The sequence below is a fragment of the Streptomyces sp. NPDC058663 genome (assembly GCF_042716745.1).
Lineage (GTDB): Bacteria > Actinomycetota > Actinomycetes > Streptomycetales > Streptomycetaceae > Streptomyces.
The window spans coordinates 103571-125315 of record NZ_JBHXRV010000021.1 but is presented as its reverse complement, the minus strand read 5'-3'; the positions used below and the strand labels follow the sequence as shown (position 1 = coordinate 125315).

At 68.3% G+C, this 21745-nt stretch carries 19 protein-coding genes and 1 pseudogene; 8 read left to right on the top strand and 12 right to left on the bottom strand.

Annotated features, from left to right (window positions below; genetic code table 11):
- Positions 1 to 49 precede the first annotated feature (49 nt).
- Positions 50 to 1675 (top strand): hypothetical protein, encoded by a 1626-nt coding sequence (locus ACFWVV_RS17695; protein WP_384351204.1) that lies wholly within the window; start codon positions 50 to 52, stop codon positions 1673 to 1675.
- A gap of 168 nt (positions 1676 to 1843) precedes the next feature.
- Here ACFWVV_RS17695 and ACFWVV_RS17690 read toward each other — a convergent pair.
- The 5 genes and pseudogenes from ACFWVV_RS17690 to ACFWVV_RS17670 form a co-directional block, all read right to left on the bottom strand.
- Positions 1844 to 2212, bottom strand: a pseudogene (locus ACFWVV_RS17690) (single-stranded DNA-binding protein); the annotation flags it as partial.
- A 65-nt stretch (positions 2213 to 2277) separates the two neighbouring features.
- Positions 2278 to 3180 carry a peptidoglycan-binding protein gene (locus tag ACFWVV_RS17685; protein ID WP_384351201.1) on the bottom strand — a complete coding sequence of 301 codons (903 nt, stop codon included), beginning with the start codon at positions 3178 to 3180 and terminating at the stop codon, positions 2278 to 2280.
- 193 nt (positions 3181 to 3373) lie between these two features.
- A complete protein-coding gene (locus ACFWVV_RS17680; protein ID WP_384351199.1) occupies positions 3374 to 3610 on the bottom strand; it encodes a hypothetical protein in 237 nt (78 codons plus the stop codon).
- A 136-nt stretch (positions 3611 to 3746) separates the two neighbouring features.
- A complete protein-coding gene (locus tag ACFWVV_RS17675; RefSeq protein ID WP_384351196.1) occupies positions 3747 to 4388 on the bottom strand; it encodes a hypothetical protein in 642 nt (213 codons plus the stop codon).
- A gap of 11 nt (positions 4389 to 4399) precedes the next feature.
- Positions 4400 to 5041, bottom strand: coding sequence for a ParB N-terminal domain-containing protein (locus tag ACFWVV_RS17670; RefSeq protein WP_384351193.1), 642 nt, complete (start codon positions 5039 to 5041; stop codon positions 4400 to 4402).
- Between the two features lie 557 nt (positions 5042 to 5598).
- On the opposite strand from ACFWVV_RS17670, the gene ACFWVV_RS17665 reads away from it, so the two are divergent.
- The 7 genes from ACFWVV_RS17665 (at position 5599) to ACFWVV_RS17635 (ending at position 11738) form a co-directional block, all read left to right on the top strand.
- On the top strand, positions 5599 to 6177 hold the full coding sequence (locus ACFWVV_RS17665) for a hypothetical protein (RefSeq protein WP_384351190.1): 579 nt from the start codon (positions 5599 to 5601) through the stop codon (positions 6175 to 6177).
- Positions 6178 to 6254: 77 nt separating this feature from the next.
- Positions 6255 to 6548 carry a hypothetical protein gene (locus ACFWVV_RS17660; RefSeq protein ID WP_384351187.1) on the top strand — a complete coding sequence of 98 codons (294 nt, stop codon included), beginning with the start codon at positions 6255 to 6257 and terminating at the stop codon, positions 6546 to 6548.
- Positions 6545 to 7537, top strand: coding sequence for a hypothetical protein (locus tag ACFWVV_RS17655; RefSeq protein ID WP_384351184.1), 993 nt, complete (start codon positions 6545 to 6547; stop codon positions 7535 to 7537). The genes ACFWVV_RS17660 and ACFWVV_RS17655 overlap by 4 nt, the downstream gene beginning before the upstream one ends.
- 20 nt (positions 7538 to 7557) lie before the next feature.
- Positions 7558 to 8355, top strand: coding sequence for a hypothetical protein (locus ACFWVV_RS17650; protein ID WP_384351182.1), 798 nt, complete (start codon positions 7558 to 7560; stop codon positions 8353 to 8355).
- A gap of 139 nt (positions 8356 to 8494) precedes the next feature.
- Positions 8495 to 9493, top strand: a complete 999-nt coding sequence (locus ACFWVV_RS17645; protein WP_384351180.1) for a hypothetical protein — start codon at positions 8495 to 8497, stop codon at positions 9491 to 9493.
- A 216-nt stretch (positions 9494 to 9709) separates the two neighbouring features.
- Positions 9710 to 9973, top strand: a complete 264-nt coding sequence (locus ACFWVV_RS17640; protein WP_384351177.1) for a hypothetical protein — start codon at positions 9710 to 9712, stop codon at positions 9971 to 9973.
- A gap of 124 nt (positions 9974 to 10097) precedes the next feature.
- Positions 10098 to 11738 carry a hypothetical protein gene (locus tag ACFWVV_RS17635; protein ID WP_384351174.1) on the top strand — a complete coding sequence of 547 codons (1641 nt, stop codon included), beginning with the start codon at positions 10098 to 10100 and terminating at the stop codon, positions 11736 to 11738.
- A gap of 573 nt (positions 11739 to 12311) precedes the next feature.
- Here ACFWVV_RS17635 and ACFWVV_RS17630 read toward each other — a convergent pair.
- From ACFWVV_RS17630 to ACFWVV_RS17600, 7 genes are all read right to left on the bottom strand, one after another.
- Positions 12312 to 13148, bottom strand: a complete 837-nt coding sequence (locus ACFWVV_RS17630; RefSeq protein WP_384351171.1) for a hypothetical protein — start codon at positions 13146 to 13148, stop codon at positions 12312 to 12314.
- A 323-nt stretch (positions 13149 to 13471) separates the two neighbouring features.
- A complete protein-coding gene (locus ACFWVV_RS17625) occupies positions 13472 to 13813 on the bottom strand; it encodes a hypothetical protein (RefSeq protein WP_384351168.1) in 342 nt (113 codons plus the stop codon).
- Between the two features lie 77 nt (positions 13814 to 13890).
- Positions 13891 to 14313 (bottom strand): hypothetical protein, encoded by a 423-nt coding sequence (locus tag ACFWVV_RS17620; RefSeq protein WP_384351166.1) that lies wholly within the window; start codon positions 14311 to 14313, stop codon positions 13891 to 13893.
- Positions 14314 to 14580: 267 nt separating this feature from the next.
- On the bottom strand, positions 14581 to 15912 hold the full coding sequence (locus tag ACFWVV_RS17615) for a glycoside hydrolase family 6 protein (protein ID WP_384351164.1): 1332 nt from the start codon (positions 15910 to 15912) through the stop codon (positions 14581 to 14583).
- Positions 15913 to 15935: 23 nt separating this feature from the next.
- Entirely contained in the window at positions 15936 to 19391 is a 3456-nt protein-coding gene (locus ACFWVV_RS17610) for a hypothetical protein (protein WP_384351162.1), read from the bottom strand.
- 128 nt (positions 19392 to 19519) lie between these two features.
- Positions 19520 to 20719, bottom strand: coding sequence for a hypothetical protein (locus ACFWVV_RS17605; RefSeq protein ID WP_384351159.1), 1200 nt, complete (start codon positions 20717 to 20719; stop codon positions 19520 to 19522).
- A complete protein-coding gene (locus tag ACFWVV_RS17600; RefSeq protein ID WP_384351156.1) occupies positions 20712 to 21698 on the bottom strand; it encodes a hypothetical protein in 987 nt (328 codons plus the stop codon). The genes ACFWVV_RS17605 and ACFWVV_RS17600 overlap by 8 nt, the downstream gene beginning before the upstream one ends.
- Between the last annotated feature and the right edge of the window lie 47 nt (positions 21699 to 21745).

Here is a 21745-nt window from a genome sequence, read left to right as displayed (position 1 = left end):
AGGCAGCGCAGGTTGTGCGCGCTCACCTTCCAGCCCTTGAAGAACGGCCATGACCCTTCCTCCCCTCCAGATCCACGTTCTCGACCCGGACGAGCACGACGGTGTTCCTCTCACGGACGTCGGTGTCGTCAACATTGACGGTGAGCGACACCTCTTCCTGAGTCCGCAGTCCTTCGGGTCCGCCGTGCGCCAGGTCAGCGCCGCTATGCCTGATCTTGCGATGGAACAGGTCGAGCGCTTGGTACGCGATCACTGCGCGGAGTTCAAGGATCTCGACGAGTTGCTGGGAGCCGAGCCCGTTCCGCCCGTAGATGTGGAACCGCTTCCGGAGGAACCCGAGCAGCCTTCCCGCCCCCGCAGCCGCGCGAAGCAGTGGGTCATTGCCGCAGCGATAGTGCCGGCACTCGCTGGGAGCTGGGCGTTGGGCCACTTCACCGGGGGTGGTACGTCCCGGGCCGCAGCAAGCGCACCGGACACCGACCCGAGCCCGGACCCGGACCATTCCGGCTCCCGTGGGGTGACTTCCGTTCAGCCGTTCGATGACCCCGAGTTCAAAGGCTTCTCCGAAGCAGGGAAGATCGACTGCCACCCGATCGACAACCTGGAAGCGGAATGCACAGACTCTGATGGCATGGTGATGGCGACGCAGGCCGCTACCGGGCCCCATTCCACCATCTTCACTTTCAGCTACGGCTCTGAGCGCATCGGGCTGCGGATCTTCGGGGACGCCAGGTACGCGGCCACGTGGTCACAGCAGGACGGCTCGAAGGTGCTGTACCCCAACATGGCAACCGTAGGCCGATACGTGCTCTGGGGCACCGACAAGGAACGGCTCAAGGAATACGTGTCCTTGCTGCGTACGCCGTCGCAGAAGACGTTCGCCGCGCACACCATGGGCAGCATGAGGGCTCTGCCGCCACGGCTCGCCGCGCTCACGCTGGGCACGCTGGGGCTCGACGAGTCGGACGTTCGGAGCATCCTGTACACGCCGGAAGACGGTTCGGTGAGCTCGCCCGTACTCATGGCCGCTCAGGCCGTTCTCGGCGTCAGCGACCCTTCCACAGCGATGCGCGCGGGCGAGGACGACATCGTGGCGCTTGCTGCGGGGATCAACCCGCCGGTGGGGATTCCGGTAGATCGCCAGAACGGCTCAGGCAGCATCGAACAGGTCATCCGTCCAAGGCCGTCGAAGGACGGCGAGACCTCAAGGCCGACTCCGAAGCCCACGCCGGTTGTGGAGAAGCCGGAAGTGCCCGAGGTCGAGCACCCTGTTCCTGTGCCGACGCCTCCCCCTGAGCCGAAGCCAGAGGAGAAGTCGCCGGAGCCGGAAGAGCCCAGTCCGCCGCCGGTCAGGCCGGTGCCGCCGGTGACTGACCCGACGACACCGCCTGTCGACCCCACGCCGCCGGTTGTCGAGCCGACGCCCCCGCCGGTAGTTCCGCCGATCGTCGAGCCGACGCCGGTTGAGCCGTCCGTCGACCCGGTAGTACCCCCTGAGCCGGTGCCGCCCATTGTGGAACCGCCGGCACCGTCTCCCCAGCCGGACGTTCCTGCACCACAACCGTCTCCGTCGGGCGACGAGCACACCAACGAATCCGTGGTGCCGCTGACGCCGGACATCGCCGATGGAGAACTGCTCATGCTTCCGCAAGCCTGGAATGCGCGCGCCGCGTAGAGGTTGAGGGAACGTAGTCGAAGAGGACGGCCGCGGAGATCCGGGCCGTCCTCATTGCGCACGGTTCTGGTGCGAGTGTCCCTGGGGACCTTGCGCAGGTCAGAACGGTGGCTGTGGGCCTGCCCACTGATCGTCCGCGACAGGACGGCCCGCAGGGGCGGCGTTGCGCTGCGTGGCGGTCCTGGTTACCTTCGCCGTCGCGTTCTTCAGGCTGACAGCGACATCGTCGACGTCGAGTTCGAACACGATGCGCTTGATGCCTTCGCGGTCCTCGTACGAGCGCTGCTTGAGGCGGCCCTGCACGACGACGCGGGTGCCACGCGTCAGGGACTCGGCGGCGTTCTCCGCCGCCTGGCGCCAGACTGCGCAGGTCAGGAACAGGCTTTCGCCGTCCTTCCACTCGTTGGTCTGCCGGTCGAAAGTACGCGGGGTGGAGGCTACGCGGAACTTCGCGACTGCTGCGCCGGACGGAGTGAAGCGGAGCTCGGGGTCGTCGACCAGATTGCCGACCAGGGTGATGACGGTCTCGCCTGCCACAGGTGCGGGCCTTTCATTGAGGGGGGTCGGCCCGCCGCCGGGGCGGGCCGACCTAGGTGCGTGGGTCAGGAGAAGAGGAGTCGCCAGGTGAGCGGGCCGGGCAGGCCGTCGGGGATGCCGCGCAGCTCGTTGCGGGAGCGCTGGAAGTCGGCGACATTCCTTCGGTCCGCTTCGCTCCACCGTGGGCCCGGACCGCTCGTGTAGTGCCGGCCGAAGCCGGTCTTGACGAGCTGAGTGCCGAGCAGGGTGACGTGGGCGTTGTTCGCGCCGGGACCGAAATAGGAGGGGCCCGGGTACGGCGGCATGGGCTTCGGGTTTCCGGTTCCGCCGGAGCCGCCGGTCAGCTTCGCCTTTACCTTGGCCAGAGCAAGGACCTTGGCGAAGTCCAGGTTGCCGGGGTCGCCGTGCAGGTTCTCCGGAACATGGGCGTGACCACACCATCCGACGAAGCGGGTCCAGGCGGAGCCCGACATTCGGGCCTTCGTGGCGCCGTACGAGGACGGGTAGGCCAGCCACGTCGACGGGCCGGCGAGCGCGACGCCGTTGTTGCGGTACTGCCAGGCCATGAACGCGGCGAGGCCGTCCAGCGCCCACTCAGGCGCGGACGGCCAGTAGATGTAGTCCTGGCCCGCCTTCGCCCCGTTCCACGTCGACTTGTACTGAGGGTCGCAGGTGCCGATCAGCTCAATCTGAATGGCGCCCTCGGTGTTCGTCTCCACACCGCCAGAGGCGTTGACCAAGGCACGGGCCGACCGGTTGAACGGGTAGTGCTGGAAGAAGTCCAGCTTCTTCTGCGCGAAATTGGGCCGCGCTGTGATGTTCGGGGCCGACGCGCCGTCCCCGTACGAAGGCAGGGACGTGCCCTCGGTGGTGTGGATGACACCGCGGCCCGGGGTGATCAGGGAACCGGTGTACTTGTTCGAGTAGTCATACGCGCGGCTGGCGCCCGGATAGTAGTTGGCGGTCACAGTGCTGCCTCCGTTGCTGGTGAGCTGGGAGGGAGCACCGTGAAGGGTGCGCGGTACTACTGTCGCGCGCTGTTCGAAGGGGGTGCGCCGGTGACTTCACCGGCGCTCTGGGGCTGCGCCGTTCGACGGCGGACGGTAGTCACAGGAGCGGCCCGCCCCTCAAGGTCTGAGGAGCGGGCCGTGGAAGAACTGTTCAGCGGGAGCGCAGTTCCTCCGCCAGCTCCTCAGCCCTTTCGGACTTACGCGTGTTCAGATTGCTGAAAAGACTCAGCAACTCCACGATCTCCGTGCGCTCAGCGTTACTGATCTCCACCACGTCCTCTTTGGCGGCTGCGGCATCCGTGCTGTAGGAGACCACGGAGGGCAGGTTGCCCGTCTGGATTACCATCCCGCCGACTGTCCCGGTGATGGAGTTGACCACGGTGCTCATGCTGTACCTCCAGAAGATCGACGTTCGATGGCCTGAAGGGTACGGTGCGGTCAACTCGCCTACGTATCAGGGGGGTTCGCTGCTGCTGGCTGTCCGGGACTTCCTGGCTTCCTCTTCCAGGCCCCTCGCGGTGGGCTCATCCCTCGACCACTTCGGCATCGACGACGCTGCCGTCCTCCAGTTCCGGCGGGTCGGGATACTGCACAGCGAACAGGCTCTGGTTCAACCGCTCGGCGAGGGCGGCCAGGTCCACGCGCTCCTCCTGCACGGGTTCGCCGCTGTCGAGGCCAGTGATCTCGACGGCCAAGGCGGCGTCCTTTCCGTAGTGGCTGCGGTGCTGCCGCTCCAGGTACCAGGCGTCGGCGCGCCAGTCCGGGGCCGTGCGGTCCTCGGTGACCTCCTCGATGATCTGGCCGGTCTCGGGATCGCGGTGCTTGCGGGTGGTGATCTTGGTGGTGATCCCACCGTCGGCGACTCGGCGGATATTCGCCATGGCGCGGGCAGCGGCCATCGCGCGGGCCGTACGGACCCTCTCGAACAGCTCGACGTACTGATCTTCCTCCGGGTCGGGCTCCTGTCCGTCCTCGCGGGCGGCAGCCTCGGCGCGTCCGCGCGCCATCCACCGCCGGTAGGTGGCACTGGAGATGCCGGCGGCCTCGGCGGCGAGTTCCACGGCGATGCCCGTACGGGAGGCGACCAGGATGCGGGCTTCGACCTCCTCGGACAGCAGGGTGGGGCGACCCGTGTTTGATCGGCGAGGCTTTCTGCGGGTGGGCACGGGGTGGCTCCTCAGCGGCCGGGAGCGAACGCGTGGCCGCAAGCAGGGCAGGAAGCCAGCCGGGCGCGTCCGTCGTCGTCGGGGCTGAACCCGTCGGCGGCGCCCGGGGCTGCTTCGTCGTCGCGGAGGTGGAGCATCGGGGCCTGGTCCTCGTGGATGGCGCCGGGCAGCGTCTCCGGGTCCACCTGGCGCAGCAGCGTTTCCAGTTCCGCGTCGGGGATGGCGAGCGAGTCGTACAGCTCGGCGTCGGCGGTCACGATGTCTTCGAGGTAGGCGGCAAGGGAGCGTGGCTTCCATCCGCCGTCGGCGCCGATCTTGTTGAGCTTGATGTTCAGGGTCTTGGCGTCGGCATCGTTGCGGGAGGACCAGCCTCGCTGTACGGGGACCAGCCATCCGCCGTCGTTGTCCAGGAGGAGCCCTGCGGGCAGGGTCTCGCCGCGGGCCTGCATCTCGATCAGTGCTTCGCGGCGCCCGTGCCCGCCCAGGATGGTGTGGGTGCGCTCGTCGGCGATGGGCTGGTCGACGAATCCGTGCGTGCTGATGCTTTCGATGATGCGCTCGACCTGGTGCTTTTTGGGGTTGCCGGGCGAGGGGGCAAGGTCGGTGAGCGGCACGTAGGTGGTGTAGCGGGGGGCAGGCACGATCTCGGTCACAACAAGGTCCTTCCGGCGTTTCGGGATGCCGGCGGTGGGCGCGTTCTGCGAGCCCGCGGACTTCAACCGCGGCGCCCCGCCTCGCAAGCGGGACATGCCGTCATGGCCGGACCGCGCTCACCGCCGGGCCGGGGCCGCCCTCGTTCCGGATGGGATGGCCCCGGGGTCCTCTTGCCTCTGGTGACGTCACGAGTGGCGCGAGGACCGGGCTGGAAGCTAGGGGGTGCGACCAGGTTGTGTCGCGCCGTACCTGCGCAGTCCCTGGGCGTGGTGCGCAATCCTCCGCTGCCTATGGGTGCCGTGCGGTCAAATGCAGGCGGCCCGGGAGGCATTCGCAGTCTGTGAGGCATCGTCACTCGCGAATGTGTGGGACCCCTTCCGCATCATGCGACGCGTGCTGTACTATTTGCCTCACGGCTGGGAGAGCGACCCAGCCGCCTGGGCCTAGGTGTAACGGATTCCGCCGGTTGACGTACTTGCTGGCAGGACCCGTTACGCACCACCCAGGACAGACCCGAAAAGCCCTGGGCGCTGCCATGGGGTGAGAAAGGACCACGATGTCGAACGACGACGCCGAACAGATTCAGGAGTCCGCCCTGTCCCTGGGCGATGCCGCGTTGCTCTCCGTTTTCGCCAAGCTGTTCAAGGAGCGTGTCGTGCCCGCGATCGACGAGCGGATTGCCGCCGTCAAGGGCCCGCTCCTCAGCGCGTACGAGGGGCCCAGCGGGCAGGGGCGGGTCGACGCCAAGGTCAACGGCTTCACGGTCGCCACCCACACCGTGGCCATCTCCAAGGACAAGTACACCGTCAGCGACGAGGACGCGTTCACCGCCTTCGCCGAGGAACACGACGAGATCGAGGCCATCATCCGGGCCCGGCCCGCGTTCCGTGACGCGATGCTCAAGCGCGCCAAGTTCGATAAGGCCAGCGGAACCATCGTGGACAAGCTGACGGGCGAGGAGATCCCCGGGATCTCGCGGACCCCCGGCGGCAAGCCCACCGGCACCGTGACCCTCTCCTGGAAGGAGGGTGGCGAGGAAGCAGTGCTGGAGGCGTACGCCAACGGGCAGTTGGACGGACTCCTGCGGGGTGTCCCGATGCTGCCCGTCGCGCCCGCCCGCGACGGCGAGCAGTAGCCGCACCTACCGCCCGCCGTACGACGGCCCGGCCGCACTCCCCGCGCGGCCGGGCCCCTGCCCCGAGGATCACTACCTTGTTCACCCGCACCGCTGACATCGTCCCGGCGCTCGCCGAAGACATATCCGACCGCGCGTTCCGCCTCTACTGCCACCTCGTCCTCGATAGCCGGGACACCTGGATCACCGTCCAAGACCTCGCCGACGCCTGCAACGTGACCAACCACCAGGCCCGCAAGCCGCTCGCCGAGCTTCGCGGCGCGGGCATGGCCGAGTCCCGGCGCGTGTACGAGATGGGCGCCCAGGGCCGCAAGACGTGGCACACCCACTTCCGGCTCCCGCTGGACACCATGAACGAGGCCACGGCGTGATCGACCGCAGTGCAGTACGAGTCAACCGCCGCGTCCACTTCGTTCAGGTCGAGTCGAAGACCGCCCGCGATACCCGCATCAGCTTCCGGGCCCTCGGGGTCCTGACGTACTGCCTCGACCAGAGCGATGGGTGGAAGGTGCGCTCGGAACAACTCTCCCGCGGGGAGGGCCGCGAGGGACGCGACGCCGTGCGCAAGGCTTTCCACGAGCTGGCAGCGCACGGCTACTACCGCCTTGAGAAGCGCCGCTTCGTCGACGGGAAGACCGCCATGGGCGCGGCCATCAGCGAGTACCCCGTCGAGCAGTGGGCCGCCGACTACGTAACCTTCGGCGGCAACCTGGACATCCCCGTCGTGGAGCAGCGAGACGGTTCGTTCCTCGTTCGATACCCCGACGACAGCTTCGGCCCGGACGGCTTCGCGCCCAACGAGGAGCCGACCGCGCCGGACACCGAACCGGCCGCGGAAGAGCCGGAGCCCGAACCGCAGCCGGAGCCGGAGCCGGAGGAGAAGCCGGTCAAGATCCCGCCCGCTGCCGCCCGCTCCGCCGCCAAGAAGCGCGCCCAGAAGGAGGAGGCACCGCAGGGCGAGACGAAGGAGCCCAAGAAGAAGTCACCCGGTGAAGAAGTCGCCTCCTGGTACTACGACCACGCCGTGAAGCACCTCGGGCCGTACGCGGGCAAGGCGAAGTCCGGTTGGTACTTCGCCCTCGTCAAGTTGAGTAAGCAGGCCCTCGACGCCGACTACACCAAGCAACAGGTCGCGAAGGCGTTCCAGCGCACCGGCGTGCACTTCCCGAGCGCGCACCAGTTCCAGCGGGCCTTGAGCGATGAACGGAACAACAAGCCGATGCCCGCCCAGTACGGAGGCCGTCCCGCGCCCTACAGCGATGCCGCCACCTGGGGAGCGGACGCCGTGGGCAGACAGTTCTCCCCGAGCACCCCCGACCACCTCGACGACGACGCCACATTCGGCATCGTCCCCGTCTGAAGCAACTAGGAGAACGAGCGGTGAGCACCATGGCAGCCGAACGCTTCATCCCCGAGCGCGAGCCGAAGCGCCTGTTCGAGATCACGGACCGGCTGCGGGCCGCCCTGGAGCGCGGTGGCGCGGACCTCTCGAAGCTCGGCGTGCCCGACCGGGCCGAAGAGGGAGCCGTCGAGCTGTGGGAGAACGTAAGCGTCCCGCAGGCGCACGCCCGCAGTCTTGCCTGGACCAACAGCATGCGCAGGGCCGCGCACGACGACTACCTGAAGTGGAGGTTCACCGACCTGGACGACCACCAGCGTCCCCAGGCGCTCCACGGGTGGCTCGACTCCCTCGTCGAAGCGAAGAAGAGGAAGGCGCGCCCGGACACGATGCACTTCATCGTGTCCGGGAACATCGGCTCGGGGAAGACCACGTCCGTGGCCGCGCTCGGTAACGAGGCCAGCGCCCGGGGACTCCTCGTCCGCTTCGTGCAGCACTCCACCTACCTCTCCTGGCGCCGACCCGAAGGCGGCCCCGACGGCATGAGCGCGTATAAGGTCTGGGCCCGGCACGTGGAAGATCCGGACTTGCTGATCATCGACGAACTCGCGGGCGAGATGGACGGCATCCAGACGGAGTTCGTCCGCAGGGAGACCACCGATCTCATCGGCTCCCGCCTCGCGTCGAACCGTCCGACGGCGTTCTCCACGAACCTGCGGCGTGACGGCATCGCCGCCGTGCTCGGCGAGCGGCTGCTCTCGCGCATCGAAGACCGCGCGTACCTGGCGAAGGTCGTCGGACCCGACCGGCGCGCTCCCAGCAAGCCGCTCGACTGGTGAACTTGCCGCCCCGACAGGGCGCATGACGCTCTGTACGGGATCAAGGGAGCGGCACGGCGAGGGAACGCTATATCGTTTGGGCAGTCCGAGGGCCGACGAGCATAGGTCCCCGGTAAGACCCGAACGAAAGGGACGAGCCGTGCCCAAAATACCTGCGCTGCGAGCAATCACCCAGGGCGAGCGGGAGCTACGCGACTGGCACCGCAACCTCCGGATCGGAGCTGCGGCGGCGGGCTTCGGCATGATGCTCGCCTCCCTCTACCAACTCCACTGGGCAGGGACCCTCATCGGTTTCCCCACCCTGGCAGCCGCGGCCATGGCCGGATCGCTGGAACTGCTCCTCGCGTTCAACGCAGGAGCGGTCACATCGATCCGCCGGCGCACTGAGACGGGCACCGAGGGCAGCTACTACTGGTCGCTGTGGCTCATCTTCGCGTTCCTGCTGTGCATCTCGATCGCCGCGAACGTCGGCCACGCCATGGTCGCGCTCAGCGAATGGTTCAGCTCAGGCGGTGCCCCGGCCGTCATGGTCAAGAACCAGGTCTACGTGTACGCGATCGGCAGCGCCGTGGCCGCCATGGTCCCCCTCGGCGGCAGCTTCGGACTGCACATCTCCGGATTCGTCCGAGCCCGGGGAGCAGGCTCCGACTGGGTCGACGAGGACGGGACCGGAGCACTCCTCGACACGGTCGCATCCGCTTCGGCGACGTCACCAAGGACGGTTCCGACCGCGTCGCGCCCCGTGGCGAAGGGCGCCGTCCCCCGCTTGGCCCCGGCGACCGAGCGACCGCGAGTCGACCTGGTCAAGAAGCCGGTCGAGGTCCCGAAGGCCGATGAGCCGCAAGCACCCCAGGGGGGCGTGCCGGAGATTGAGCCAGTGGAGGCCGTACCCGAGGAAGTCCTCTACGCCACGTTCAAGAAGGCTAAGGACGCAGGAGAGCAGCACCGGTTCGGCACGCGTGGCGACCTGAATCCCTCTCAGCTTGGCCGCCTTCTGGGGCAGACTCCGCAGAACGGCCGGAAGAACGTCGGCCCGCGCTTCGAAGCCCGCTACCGGGCGGAGAAGCAGGCGGAGCGCGGCGACGGCGTGGACATAGACGGACTTGAGGCCGGTAACGAGGCGACTCAGGCATCCTGACGATCCGCACCTGCACGACCATGCGGCGGGCACCCGAAAACCGGGGTGCCCGCCGCCGGCACGATCGGACCCGTCATGACACCGGAGACCCTTGCCCGGATCGCCGCCGCTCGCGCCTGCCGCGACTTGTCCGACCTCGCACGGCAAGCAGTTGGCGACGCTGGCTCGGCATCCGGCCCGCAGGAACGGATCGAGGCTGCACGACGGCTTCGCGTCATGGCCCACGAAGTGGTCGACCTGGTGGTGCTCGGCGAGGCCCTGGGCGGGACGCCATGGGGGGCGATCACGAGGGCGCTGCACCGCAGGGAGACGGCGACGGTACAGGCCGAGTACCAGCAGGGGGTCAACGAGTGGCGGGCCGCTCCGGCGCCGGGGTGCGTGATGGTCGCGGCGGATGCCCAGGCACTGGACGCCTGGTATCGGCAGCACCGCGAGGACACCGACCTGGCGACGGAGAATCCGGTCTCTGACCTGCTCTGAGTGGGTTGATTCGCAGCCCAGACGCGCTAAAATAATACAGCGGACGTCAGGGGGAGAGGTTAAGGCCCCGTACGCCGCAGCATCCGGGAGAGCAACCCGGAAGACCCGAAGCGAAAGGCCCCCCGTGGCTGGAACCACTGCGCCCCAGCGGCCCCGTACGAGCCGCAAGCCCACCGGCAGGCCGAACCCGCCGATCGTGCTGCTCACCGGCCCGGAGAAGTCCGGAAAGAGCTTCGAAGCCGCACTCGGCTCCGGCTCCAACCTGATCGGCATGACGTACTGGATCGAGATCGGCGGCAACGAAGGGACCGCCGACTACTACGGCCGTGTACCCGGGGCCCGGTACGAGATCGTTCCGCACGACGGCTCCTACCAGGACATCCTTGACGCGATCCGCTGGGTGAACGCCCAGCCCCGCATCGACGGCAAGCCCAACATGCTCGTCGTCGACTCCATGACGTCGCTCTGGGACATGCTCAGCGACGAGATCGCCATGTACGCCCGCAACCGCGCTATCCGCAAAGCGCAGCGAAACAAGTCCCGCATCCCCACCCTCGACGACCCGGTCGTCATCGACTCCGACCTGTGGAATCGGGCCAAAGACCGGTGGGGCGAAGTCCTGTGGCTCCTCCGCCGACACTCCGGCCCGTGCCTGCTGATCGCCCGACAGGAACTCGTCGTCGCCTTCGAGAACGACAAGCCCACCAAGTCCACCACCCGCAAGGTGAAAGCCGAGAAGAACCTTCCCGCCGCGGTCGACGCAATCGTGGAACTCCACGCCATCGGTGAAGCCTGGCTCACTGGGGTGCGCACCCTGCACATGGAGATCCAGCCCGGCGAAACCCAGCGCTTCCGGGACTTCAGCGTGGACACCCTGCTGCGCAAGCTCGGCCTTCAGGACGCGGTCGAGAACCGCTCGACGTCCGAGCTGCGCCCCGACAGCGAATTGCAGGAACAGACGCAGCTCTCGCAGGGCACCCCGGCCCCGGCCTCCACCCGGCAGGCCCCGACCTTGGGCAGCGAACAGGCCGCCAAGCTCATCCGCGACGCCCTGATGCACCCCTCCGAACCGGAGGACGCGCTGCGCGACGTACGCGCGGAGTACGGCCGACGCGCGCTCAGGGCCGTGCAGACGAAGACCGGCTGGGGCCAGATGAGCGCGGACGACCTGATCACCAAGTCGCTCGACCACCTGAAGGAGAAGGCGAAGCAGGCCCAGGCGGACGCGACCGGCGAGCAGCCCGGCGAGAATCAGGACACGTCCGGCCAGCAGCAGGGCAACCAAGAGCCGACACCGGCCGGAACGCCCGACCCGGACGACCACGAAGTCCCGCCGAGCCTGGAGGAAGAGCCGCCCCCGCCGGACCCCGAGGAGGAGCTGCCCGCGCTGGAACAGCCGGAGGAGATCAGCGAAGCCGAGGAGCCGCAGGACCTCCCGCGGCCCCGCCCCGCCCAGACGCGAGGAGTCGACAGGGTGATGGCGGTGCTGCTCACCGAGGCGGAGGTCCAAGCACGGGTCCTGGGCACGACGATGAATGAACACCTCGCACCGATCGCCGGTCCTGACGAGGGCACGCCGCCGCCCATGACCAAGCTCCGGACGTACGTGATTGATCACCGCAGCATGGTGCTCGCCCTGCTGGAAGAGCGGGGCGAACACGAGGTGGCCAACGCCTACCGACGCGCGGGCAAGCCGGAGCTGAAGATCGCCCAGATGTTCGCGCCGCTCTTCAGCGACCTGACCACCGTCGGCGAGGTGACGTGATGTGACGTCCTGCGGGCGCGCCTGAACCTGGCCGAAAGGAGGGCGCGGACGCGCCTGTGGCGTCACGTCACGTCACCTGCCGAAGGCGCGCCCGCGCGACGTCAGCCACCGCACCGGCGCGCCACCGGCGCGCCCAAGCGCGCGCCTCCCGGTATCGGTGGCGCGCCACAGCGGCAGGGGCGCGCAACTGGCCTCGGGCAGAGGCGCGCCCGTCGACGCTCCATCGAGTAGCGCGCCCGGTCCGCGCACCTTCCAGGCGCGCCCTCCCGACCCCGCGCGCTCGGCCGGGCGCGCTACCAGGGGGTTGCGGCGCGCGCTCCTCAGCAGGCGCGCCCACCGGGAGGCGCGCGCGCCCACAAGAGGCGCGCCATGCTCTGACCTGCGGTTTCTCATGGCGCGCCCTACACGGGCGCGCCTATCCGGCAAGCGCACCCGCTCCTCGACCGCTCTCCGGCGCGGGCGCACCCGCCTTCCACGATGGCGCGCCGCGCCCTCTACCGTGGCGCGCGGCGCGCTCGGACATGAGGAAGGGCGCGCCCTCGGCGGGCGCGCCCCTACGTTCTGGTGGTCTCGTCAGCTCGACGGGCGCGCCTGGTTGCGGCGCTCGAACCGCCGCTGCCGGCGCACCTCCTCGCGCGCCTTCCGCGCATCCGTACGCACTGCGTTGAGCAACTGGGAGAACTCCTCCGGATGCTTCTCGGCGAGCAGCCGCATCGCCTGAAGGCGGTGGTTCGGCGCGGACGGCATCCGGCCCCAGCGTGCCGTCGAGTAGTTCAGCGTGTACTGGAGGAACCTCAGCTCTGCCTCCAGCCGTGAACGGATCTGCGAGACGCGCGCCTCGCGCGCCTTGGGCCGCTCACCGGCCACGTCGGGCAGGTACTCCTCCGGAGTACGCATCATCCGAATGGCCAGAGCCTGGGTGCGAGGAGCGACCTCGGACGACCGGAACGCGAGGCCCTGGACGTAGTTGTGCCCGGCCCGCGTACTGCTGCCAGCAGCCTGTTGGACGAACGCCGACCATTCCGCCGCGAACGCCTCGTCGTCGAGCTGTGCCAGGTACTCGGCCTCGTCCACGGCCAGGTCCTCCACCGCGGTCACGATGGGAAGCCGCGCCGCCTGGAGCTGCGCACGGAAGACCTTCGTGCGGGCCTGGTACTGGGCCTTCGACTCACCCTCGCCGCGCGGGAGGACTTCCTTGAACTCGCGGGAGGCACGATCGGCTGCCAAGAGAGTGCGGGTGGCAAGATCCGGTGACCGGAAGGCAGCCGCCTGTACGTCCCGTGGGGTCCGCCGATCGACGCCGCCCTGCACGTACGTTGTCCATGCCTCGAAGAACGCCTTGTGCGACATCTCCTTGAGGCGTTTGACCTCTGCCGTGACCTGCTCGGCAGGTGGCTGCGCGTCGGCCATCGCCGCGGTTCCTCCTGGTCGTCGCGGCTCGCTGCTCACGAGCCGTGGTGCCGCTTGTTGCGACCGGTACGTAGACGGTGGCCGCTTCGCAACCGAACCCACCCCGTGTGCCGGGTCATCGCAGGAGCAACCACTCTCCGGCCCTGGGCGCTCTGCACGCGCGCAGTTGTCTCGGGCTGTGATCTGCCAGCAGACCCAGGAGGAAAGGGAATCCCAAACTCCCGGAACCAGCAGCAACCCTCAACGCAGTGAGTTCGGCGGCGAAGCGGCCACCTTGTGCGGATGATACCCGCCGGCATCCCGGCGGGTATCCGGCCGGAGGGTTAGCCGGCCTGCTCCGACGTGTCCTCCGGCTCGCCCTGTCGCTTCGGCGTGGTCGCCGACTCGACAAGCGGGGCGATCTTGCTCGGCTTCCAGAACAGGTCGTAGGTGGTCTGCGAGGCGGCGAGAACCGCGGTCAGGGTGGCGAAGGTGAGCGCTCCGTGCTGGAACTGTCCCCAGCCACCGGAAGCTGCCACGGTGACGACACCCGCCACCAGGGCCAGGATGACCGCCACCCCCTTCTTCACCTCCGCGGACCAGGACGGGCGCTGCACGATCGCGGTGAGCAGCGGGAGGAGGGCGCCGACCTGGGCGCCGGTGGTGAGGGAGTCGATTGTCGACATGGGGGTTGTGCCCTTCTGCTGGGTGTCGTGGAAGGGCAGAGCGTGCAGGTGCCGACGTGCTTGTGTCGTGCGCTGCGCTACGCCGCGTCGCGGCGCTCAACGTCGGCGGCGATCTCCTCGGGCGGGGTGGGAGCCGGCCGGTGCAGAGCGTTCTGGACGAGGTCACGCAGGTCGTGGATGTGCTCGATCGCGGCTGCCTTCCAGCGCTTCCACTGCCGCTGCTCCTCCTGCATGTGCTCGATTCGGCGCTCCAGGTCGCTGTACTTGGCTTCCAGGGACGTCATCCGCTCCAAGGTCTGACTTGTCGCTGCCCGCTGCTGTTCCAAGAGGCTCGTGAAGCCCTCGGTGACGGTGCGTACCGCCGAGACCTGGGCGTCGCTGTCGTTCTTGCGTTTGGCCTGCCGGTACACCAGCCAAGCGCCGCCCAATACGCCGAACATCCCGAAGAGCGGAGCGAGAACGGGAGCCAGAGCGGGGGCCAGCGAGACGAGTCCATCCACTGGTGCTCCCTCGGTCGTTGGGTCAGGGGTGCGCGGGAGCGGAAGCCCTGGTGAGAGGGCTACCGCTCCCCGCGGGGCGTACGGTGCAGTCCGCGGGGGGCTTGTGTCGCGCGGTCAGCCGGAGGAGGACGCCGCAAGGGCACCGATGTCCCCGGCGGCAAGGACTGCTTCCAGGGGGGATGGCGCACTGAGCGGGTGCCGGTCGGGTGGAGGACCAGTGCGTCATGGATCTCGTGCAGGGGCAGGGGGAGCTATCTGCGGCTCCGATCAGTCCCCGTCGATCAGCCGTTCGGCGAGGAACGGCGAGAACGTGCCCGCCGGCACGTCCGGAGCAATGCCGCACATGCCGTCGGAGTCACCCGGAACCTTGATCCACAGCAGGTACTCGGCCCCGCCCACGCCGATGCTGCTCGGCACCCCTAGGCGCCGCCCGGCAGGGTTGCAGTAGTCGACGTGCTGCCCCGCTGCGTCCATTGCACCGTTTCCGTTGCGGGCCGTGTCGATGACGAACCGCACCCCAGGAACGCCCAGCCCCGCCAGTGCCTGGGAGACCTGGGTGCCATACGTCACGCTGATGTCCGTGGCGTCGAAGTTCGAGACCCCCACCGCGAAGCCCTTCGTCGCGGCGACTCCGGCAGCAGCCAGCCGTGCAGCCATCTCCTGCGGCTTGATCCACGTTGCGTTGCCGCCATCGAGGTAGGCCCGCACGTGCGGCAGCTTCCCCAGCGCCTGGGCGGCGTAGTCGATCAGGCTCAGCCGTTCGGCCCGAGCGGCGTCATCCCGCAGGCCCTGGATCTGGGCGAGCGCGTCCGGCTCGACGATCACCAGCGCTGGACGGTCTCCGATGCCGGCTGCGACGGCATCAACCCACGTGCGGTACAGCTCTGCGGACTTCGCGCCACCGTGGCTCTCCCCGCCGTTGTCGCGGTTGAACACGTTGTAGACGGCGAGGATCGGCAGCAGCCCGGCCGCCGCTGCGGCGGACACATAGGCATCGACGTCCGTCTTCACGTCCTTGTTCCAATCGCCGAACCACTTCGCCGTGGGGCGCCGCACCAGCCCGCGTGTGATCTTTGCGGCCCGCTGGTCTTTCGGATTGGCTCGCACCCACTTCGCCGCGTTCGACTCCGGGTCGACGAAGAACCCCTCCCGCGGGGTGGAGCACGTCAGGCGGACCTCGGTCAGATGCACGGTAACGCTGGTGCCCTGCCCGATCTGAAAGCTCACCTGCCCGACGGGGGTGTCGAGTTCGGACGTGAACGAGTAGTAGAAGTGCCGGTTGACCGCGGACAGGGTCACTGTCTTGTCGAGGGCGTTGGTCCAGGGGTCTGCGCCCAGGCCGACCTGGGCGCGTAGCGCGGTGCCCGGCTGGCTGGCCCGTGCGGTGAACGAGAACGTGTACGTGCAGCCCTTCCGCAGCACGATGCCGTCCTGCCCGAACGGGGCATCCCACAAGTTCACAGCATCTGTCGTGGCGGTGGCCTCTCCGCCGGAGTCGGTGGCGGTGAGCGTCACCATCGCGGGGTCGCCCGCCCACCAGCCGGTGGTGCCGTTGCTGAAGTTGGAGTTGGAAACGAGATCCGCGTACACGGCGGCCATCAGATGCTCTGCTTTCTCAGGGGTTACTTGACGAACGTGACTCGCAGCTGCGGCGGGTGAGCGGAGCCCACGCCGTCGAACTTGCCGTAGAACGTCCTGTTGGTGGTGTTGGGGTCCAGGGAGATCCCCCGGAACGTCTTCGGGTCGAAGATCGACGTGATGTCGACCCATTTCCCGCTGGAGCGCGCCCAGTTGCCGACGGTCTTGGCCGCGGCCTGGGTAGCGAACTTGGCAGGCCGGGCGCCATGCGTGTGGGTCCTGACGACTGCGGTGCCACCGGATGCGAGGTACCAGTGGTTCGCGTACAGGTAGACCTCCGCCTTGAGGACCTTCGCCCCTGCAAGGTCTCCGGCGATGTTCCCCGCGAACCCGGCGAGGGCGGCTTGGATGCCGTTGTTCGTGGAGTAGAAGCCGGCGGCCAGGGCATTGCCGTGGTAGGCGTTGAATCCGGCCCGGTTCGCGTAACTCCCGGACCAGGCGGCCTTGTAGGCGCGGGTCATCTTCACCGGGGAATCGGGGACGACCGCGCCACCCGTGTTGTACGCTCCGGTCTCCGGAATCCGCTCACCGACGTCTTCGACCGTCAGATGCCCCAGGCGGCCCGAGGCGCCGGTCAGGGTGACCTGCTGTCCGGCTGGTGCGCCGCTGTCGGACGTGAACGTGAGCAGCAGCCGGTTCCGGCCCGGCCTCACGTAGTCCTCCGTCCCGCAGTGACTGACCAACCTCAGCTCCACCTGCCGGCGGGTTGTCTGCGTCAGCGGGAATCGGGCCTCCTGGATCTGCGGTGACGACACCAACGGGGCGCCCTCGTACCCCGACCGCAGCCGCAGTACGAGCGACCCGCCCGCGGCCGTGCACTCGGCGGACCCGTTGAACTCGATCCGGTACATGCGATCCGGGGAGGCGTCGAAGGCCAGTTCGACGTACCCCATTTCGGTGCCCGTGGTCGTCTTCACCGGGGTGGCCATCCAGTCGACCGCGAGCATCCCGCGGGGCCCGTTGTACAGGGACGACAGATCATCTCCGCCGATGCTGAGCGTCCCGGCGACGGCCAGGTTCTGGAACGACGCATCCCCGGTCGAGCCGATCGCGGCGACACGGGCGGTCCCATCGCGGAACGTCAGCGCGTTCGGTTGCCCCGACAGCAACGACACGACCTCGTCACCGTCGTCGTCGAACAGCCGCATACCCCGGGGCCCGATCTCCGCCCTCGCCCCACCCGTGGCGTCGCCGAAAATGGTGTGACACTCAGCATTGTCAAAGACGCACCACCCGCTGGTCGCGGCGGACGCCTCCAGGAACAGCACCACCCGAGTCGTGCCCTGGGGGGCTGCGACCTGCCCCGATATGCGCCGCCACTCACCCGCCACGTACTCGGCGGTCTCCGCGACCCCGTAGCCCAGCACGTTGCCTGCGGAGTCCTCCCACCTCGCGAGGATCTTTACCGCCTCCGCTACGAGGTCCTGCGACGTGAGGATGTCCACCCCCAGGAACAACTGGGAGGCGGCAAGGATCGGGGCCGTCGCCATGGGCAGCGTGAAGTAGGACGGGCTGTCTGCTGTTGCATCGACTCGCACCCCCACACCGGTGCGGTTTCCCGGAGCGAACGACCAGGCGGAACCGGCGGCGGCCAGGCTGTTCGCCGTGCCCGCTCCTTCAAAGCCCGCGTCCGGGATCAGGTTGGTGCCTTGCCCGACAGAGAGCTGGTCCGGGGTGACGGACCCCACCGCGATGTGTGCCGTCTCGATTGCCCCGGCCGCGATCTTCCCCGCCGTCACCGCGTTTGCCGCGAGCTTGTCCGTCGACACTGACAGGGCCTTCAGCTCCCTGCCGGTCACGGTCTCGGCGGCGATCTTCCCCGCCGACACCGAGTCAGCGGCCAAAGATCCGGCCTGCACCGCACCGGCGACCAGGTGGGCAGCCTGTATGGACCCGGCAGCGATGGATCCCGCCGTCACCGAACCTGCGGACAGGGCGTTCGCGGTGATGCCGCCCACGGCGATCTGCGCGGCCGTGATGGTGTTCACGGTGATCTCCCGCGCCGACACCGCCCCCGCAGCGATCTTCCCCGCCGTGACGGCATCAGCGGCCAGAGCCGCCGTCGTGACCGCTCCCGACACCAGGTTCGTGCCGTCGACGACCCCGGTCCGCAGCGCCTCCACCGTCACCAGGTCGACCTGCATCACCGACGGTGCGCCCGGCACGTCGGCGGAGACGAAGTTCAACCACAGGTAGGGGCTGATGAACCTGACGTCCTGGTGCACCATGCCCGGGGCGCGGGCGTCGGGGTTCGGGCCCGCCGACCCCAGGCCGCCGGCCGGGGCACGGTCCTTGAGGTAGCCGACGATCGTCACCCACCCGTCCGCCGCCGCGATCGTCCGCCCCGACGCCCCCACGTAGTAGTGGCCGGACGCCGAGTTCACACCCTGCCGGTTCACCAGCGTGGACTTGTCCGCACCCAGACCCAGGACACCGACGTACACGTTGTCCGGGCCCGCCGTGGGCTGGACGGTGGCCCGGATGCGGGCACTGACCCGGTACAGAGTTCCCGGCTCGTAGGGGATCAGCGTGTTGCCCCGCACCCGTATGTGGCCGTTGGCCTGCCCCACCGTCTGCCCGGTCGGTGCGTCCGTCACCCCGGATCGGTGTGCCCAGGAGGCACCGGTGCCGGTCTGGACGACCTGCCATGCAGCGGCATCGCCCATAGCGTCCGTGTACCGCTGGACGGCACTGTCAGAGAGGGCACCGCCCAGGGTGCTCAAGTCGACGGCACCGGCGGCGATCTTCCCCGCCTCGACAGCCTTCTGCCCGATCTTCTCCGCCGTGACCGCACCCGCCGCAAGAGCGTTCTTGTCGATCGCGGCCACCGCCACCTTCGCCGCCGTCACCGCCCCCTCGGCGAGCTTCGTCTCGTTGACGATGCCGTCGAGCAGGTCCTGGGAGACGGCCCGCCGTGGCGTGCCCTCCACGGCGGCCGATGGCGAGCCGGTCACCACCGCGGTGTTCTGGCCAACCAGCCGCACCCACACGGAGGCGTAGCCCTCGACGGCGATGGACACGGTTCCGCCGGGCCGCGAAGTCAACGTGGCGACCTGCGTGCTCGTATTCGGAGTGAAGTCCGCGGTGGGCCCGATGTGGACCTGGGTGAGCGCGAAGTCCGAAGGTGTTTGGTATGCGTCGTCCCACTGACCGTCCCAGCGCACCAGGAGCCCGGCGAGGACCGGTTCAACGGTGGGTGCCGTGGGCGTGGGGGGCGGCTCCGTATTGACCGGTACGAGTGCGACACCGCCGTCCGGCTGGACGCCGACGCTGCCCTTCAGCGAGCCGTCTTCTGCGTAGATATCGAGGCTGCCACCCGCCTCGATGCTGGTGTATCCGGCCTGGGTGCTGCGTTCCAGCGCCTGAATTCGGCGTTCATAGTCGGCGAGGAGGGCGGCGAAGCGCTGTGCGTCCGTGCCTGTATCGAGAAAGTTCGCCATGGGCGCGGATGGTGGAGGAGACGGACTGCTTGCGTCTTGTGGTCCGTTCCCCTGGGGAACAGTCCTTCCGTCTGGGCCTGGCCCCGGGTTCGCTGATGGTGTTCCCCAGGGGAACAGGCATCGGCGGCTCAGTAGGTGAAGGCGTCGCTGCGCTTCAGGGTGAGCACGACCAAGCCGTCGGCGCTGATCTCGTCGGAGATGATCCGATGCCACACCGCTACGTCGCCGACCCAATCGACGTGGACCTGGACCAGGATGTCATCGCCGAGCTGCCATGAGCCAAGGGGTGCGTTGGGGTGGTCGATGATCTGGATGGCGGGGATCTGAAGGGCGTTCGTGCGGCCGGCCAGTTCCTGCTCGCCACGGGTACGGAGTGAGCTGGCGGAGCTGAGAGTTTTGTCCGTCACGGTGGCGACACGGCGCAGGCGCCCGTCGTACCGGTGGACCTGTGCTCGTGTCATCTTCTGGCCCTCTCCTTTGCCCAGGACCACGATTTCGTTCGCGAAGGAGTCGCCCATTCCTTCGGGTTTGGCGATGGCGGCGACATTCTCGCCGTCGGCGAAGCGGAGGTCCGTGCGCCGTCGACCGAGGCGCGGTCGCCCCAGGGTGATGTGGTGGGAGATGGTGTTGCCGTTGTCGGCCCAGGCGTGGTTCTCGACCCAGTCGAAGGGGGTGTCACGCGCCAGGGAGTCGAGCGACTGGCCGCAGTCGGGGTTGTTCCACCAGGCGAGTTCCCAAGGATCGCTGCCGTCTTTGGCGCCGAGGAGTACCCCCAGTTTGTGGCTGTCGATGGTGAGACCGATATTCCCGTAGGGGCGGGTCTGGACGTGTTTCCAGATTTCCCTGAACGCGTCGAAGGTGTCGATCCGCGCCCCGCCGTAGGGCTTGGGTGGGGGCGGGACGCGCTTCTTCCCTTTCTGGCCGTCTATCCATCCGTCGTGGTTCTTGTCCCGCCCGGCGTATGGGTCTTTCGGGGTGATGAGGGGGCCGGAGACGATGCGGCCCTCGAAGGGGATGCCCTGCGCGTAGGCGGTGAAGCCTTCGCAATTGACGGTGCATTTCGGGCCGTCGTAATGGGTCTTGGTGACGATGCCGCCCCACCGGATGCGCCCCTCGATCTCCAGGTACAGCATCGTGTTCCAGTCCTGGAGGATGGGCTCGCCGTCATCGCTGATCATGCGTGCGTACTCGGGCTCGATCGTCCCGGCCATCGACCCGGGCCCTGAGAGGTCCCGCTTGGGGTTCGAGGCCAGGGCGAGGGGCACTTCCCAGTCGACGATGGTTCCCGAGAGAGCCCGCTGCGCGATGAAGCGCCAGCCTTCAGGCATTCCGATACTCCTCCTCGTCCGGAGCCTCCACGAATTCCACGTCCGCGACGATCGAGGTGCCTCCGTCCACCGAGAGGTCGCCCGAGCTGCTCTTGGGCATGTAGGTCTGGAGGTAGAGGCGTTGCGTTGTCCCACGTAGGGCTGCGGCAATGTAGAGGTTGTCGGCCAGGACTATGGTCTGGCGTCGGGTGCCGGTGCCCGAGTCGTCGTCGATGACGGTGTCCTGGCCCGTGATCGACCCGAAAACGTTTTGCATCGACGCGAAAATATTGGCCCTGGTCATGCGCAGGCCCGCCAAGGTCGTGACGATCTTTACGCGCGTCGCCCAGGTCGGCACGTCGATGTCCCATCTGGCTGGCTCTGCGGGCCAGTTGTGCCACTTGTTGTCCGAGTAGGTGAGCGAGGAGAGCGCCGGAGGGAATCCCGTGAACAGGCGTCGGTCGCGACGTGGGCTCACCATCGACCGCAAGTCTTTGATCATGGCCGCAGTGATCGCGGTGGTGTTGGCGGGGATGTCGATGCGGGCCAGGGCAATGGCCGAATCCGAGGACCGCACCTGACTGACCCGGGTGGTGGTCTTCGGGACGTTGCTGATGACCCGGGTGAACACGTAGGGGCCGGTCCGCGGATTGGCCGGGTTCGGCCAGGTCTCACCGTAGGAGTTCGGGTTCTCGATCCTGGCCACGATGAGGTCGGACCTGGCCGCAACGCCGGTTGCCGCAATGGGTACCTGCTCGGCGACGGGCATGCGGGCCGCGTACGACTGATACGCCGACCCAGAGGCGCGGTTGGTGATGGCGCAGGCACCGGAGTAGATCTGCACGGCGGACCCTGGAGTGGAGAGTGCGCGCACCTGGAGGTCGGCGCTGCCGACGATGCCTTCGGCGCCCCCGAAGGCCGCGTAGGCCAAAAGCCGGGCCACTTCGGAGGAGTGCTCTGCGCCGCCCTCGGTGAACCACGGAACGCTGTCCCAACCCATGAATGATCTTCCTCCGCTGCTCAGGGCGATGAGCGGCGAACTGTTCC

What these genes read in the sequence shown, in the direction of transcription:
- ACFWVV_RS17610 (WP_384351162.1), bottom strand. Translation starts at nt 19,391, where the DNA reads ATGGCGAACTTTCTCGATACAGGCACGGACGCACAGCGCTTCGCCGCC.
- ACFWVV_RS17615 (WP_384351164.1), bottom strand. Translation starts at nt 15,912, where the DNA reads ATGGCCGCCGTGTACGCGGATCTCGTTTCCAACTCCAACTTCAGCAAC.
- ACFWVV_RS17695 (WP_384351204.1), top strand. Translation starts at nt 50, where the DNA reads ATGACCCTTCCTCCCCTCCAGATCCACGTTCTCGACCCGGACGAGCAC.
- ACFWVV_RS17625 (WP_384351168.1), bottom strand. Translation starts at nt 13,813, where the DNA reads ATGTCGACAATCGACTCCCTCACCACCGGCGCCCAGGTCGGCGCCCTC.
- ACFWVV_RS17665 (WP_384351190.1), top strand. Translation starts at nt 5,599, where the DNA reads ATGTCGAACGACGACGCCGAACAGATTCAGGAGTCCGCCCTGTCCCTG.
- ACFWVV_RS17640 (WP_384351177.1), top strand. Translation starts at nt 9,710, where the DNA reads ATGGCCCACGAAGTGGTCGACCTGGTGGTGCTCGGCGAGGCCCTGGGC.
- ACFWVV_RS17600 (WP_384351156.1), bottom strand. Translation starts at nt 21,698, where the DNA reads ATGGGTTGGGACAGCGTTCCGTGGTTCACCGAGGGCGGCGCAGAGCAC.
- ACFWVV_RS17630 (WP_384351171.1), bottom strand. Translation starts at nt 13,148, where the DNA reads ATGGCCGACGCGCAGCCACCTGCCGAGCAGGTCACGGCAGAGGTCAAA.
- ACFWVV_RS17605 (WP_384351159.1), bottom strand. Translation starts at nt 20,719, where the DNA reads ATGCCTGAAGGCTGGCGCTTCATCGCGCAGCGGGCTCTCTCGGGAACC.
- ACFWVV_RS17680 (WP_384351199.1), bottom strand. Translation starts at nt 3,610, where the DNA reads ATGAGCACCGTGGTCAACTCCATCACCGGGACAGTCGGCGGGATGGTA.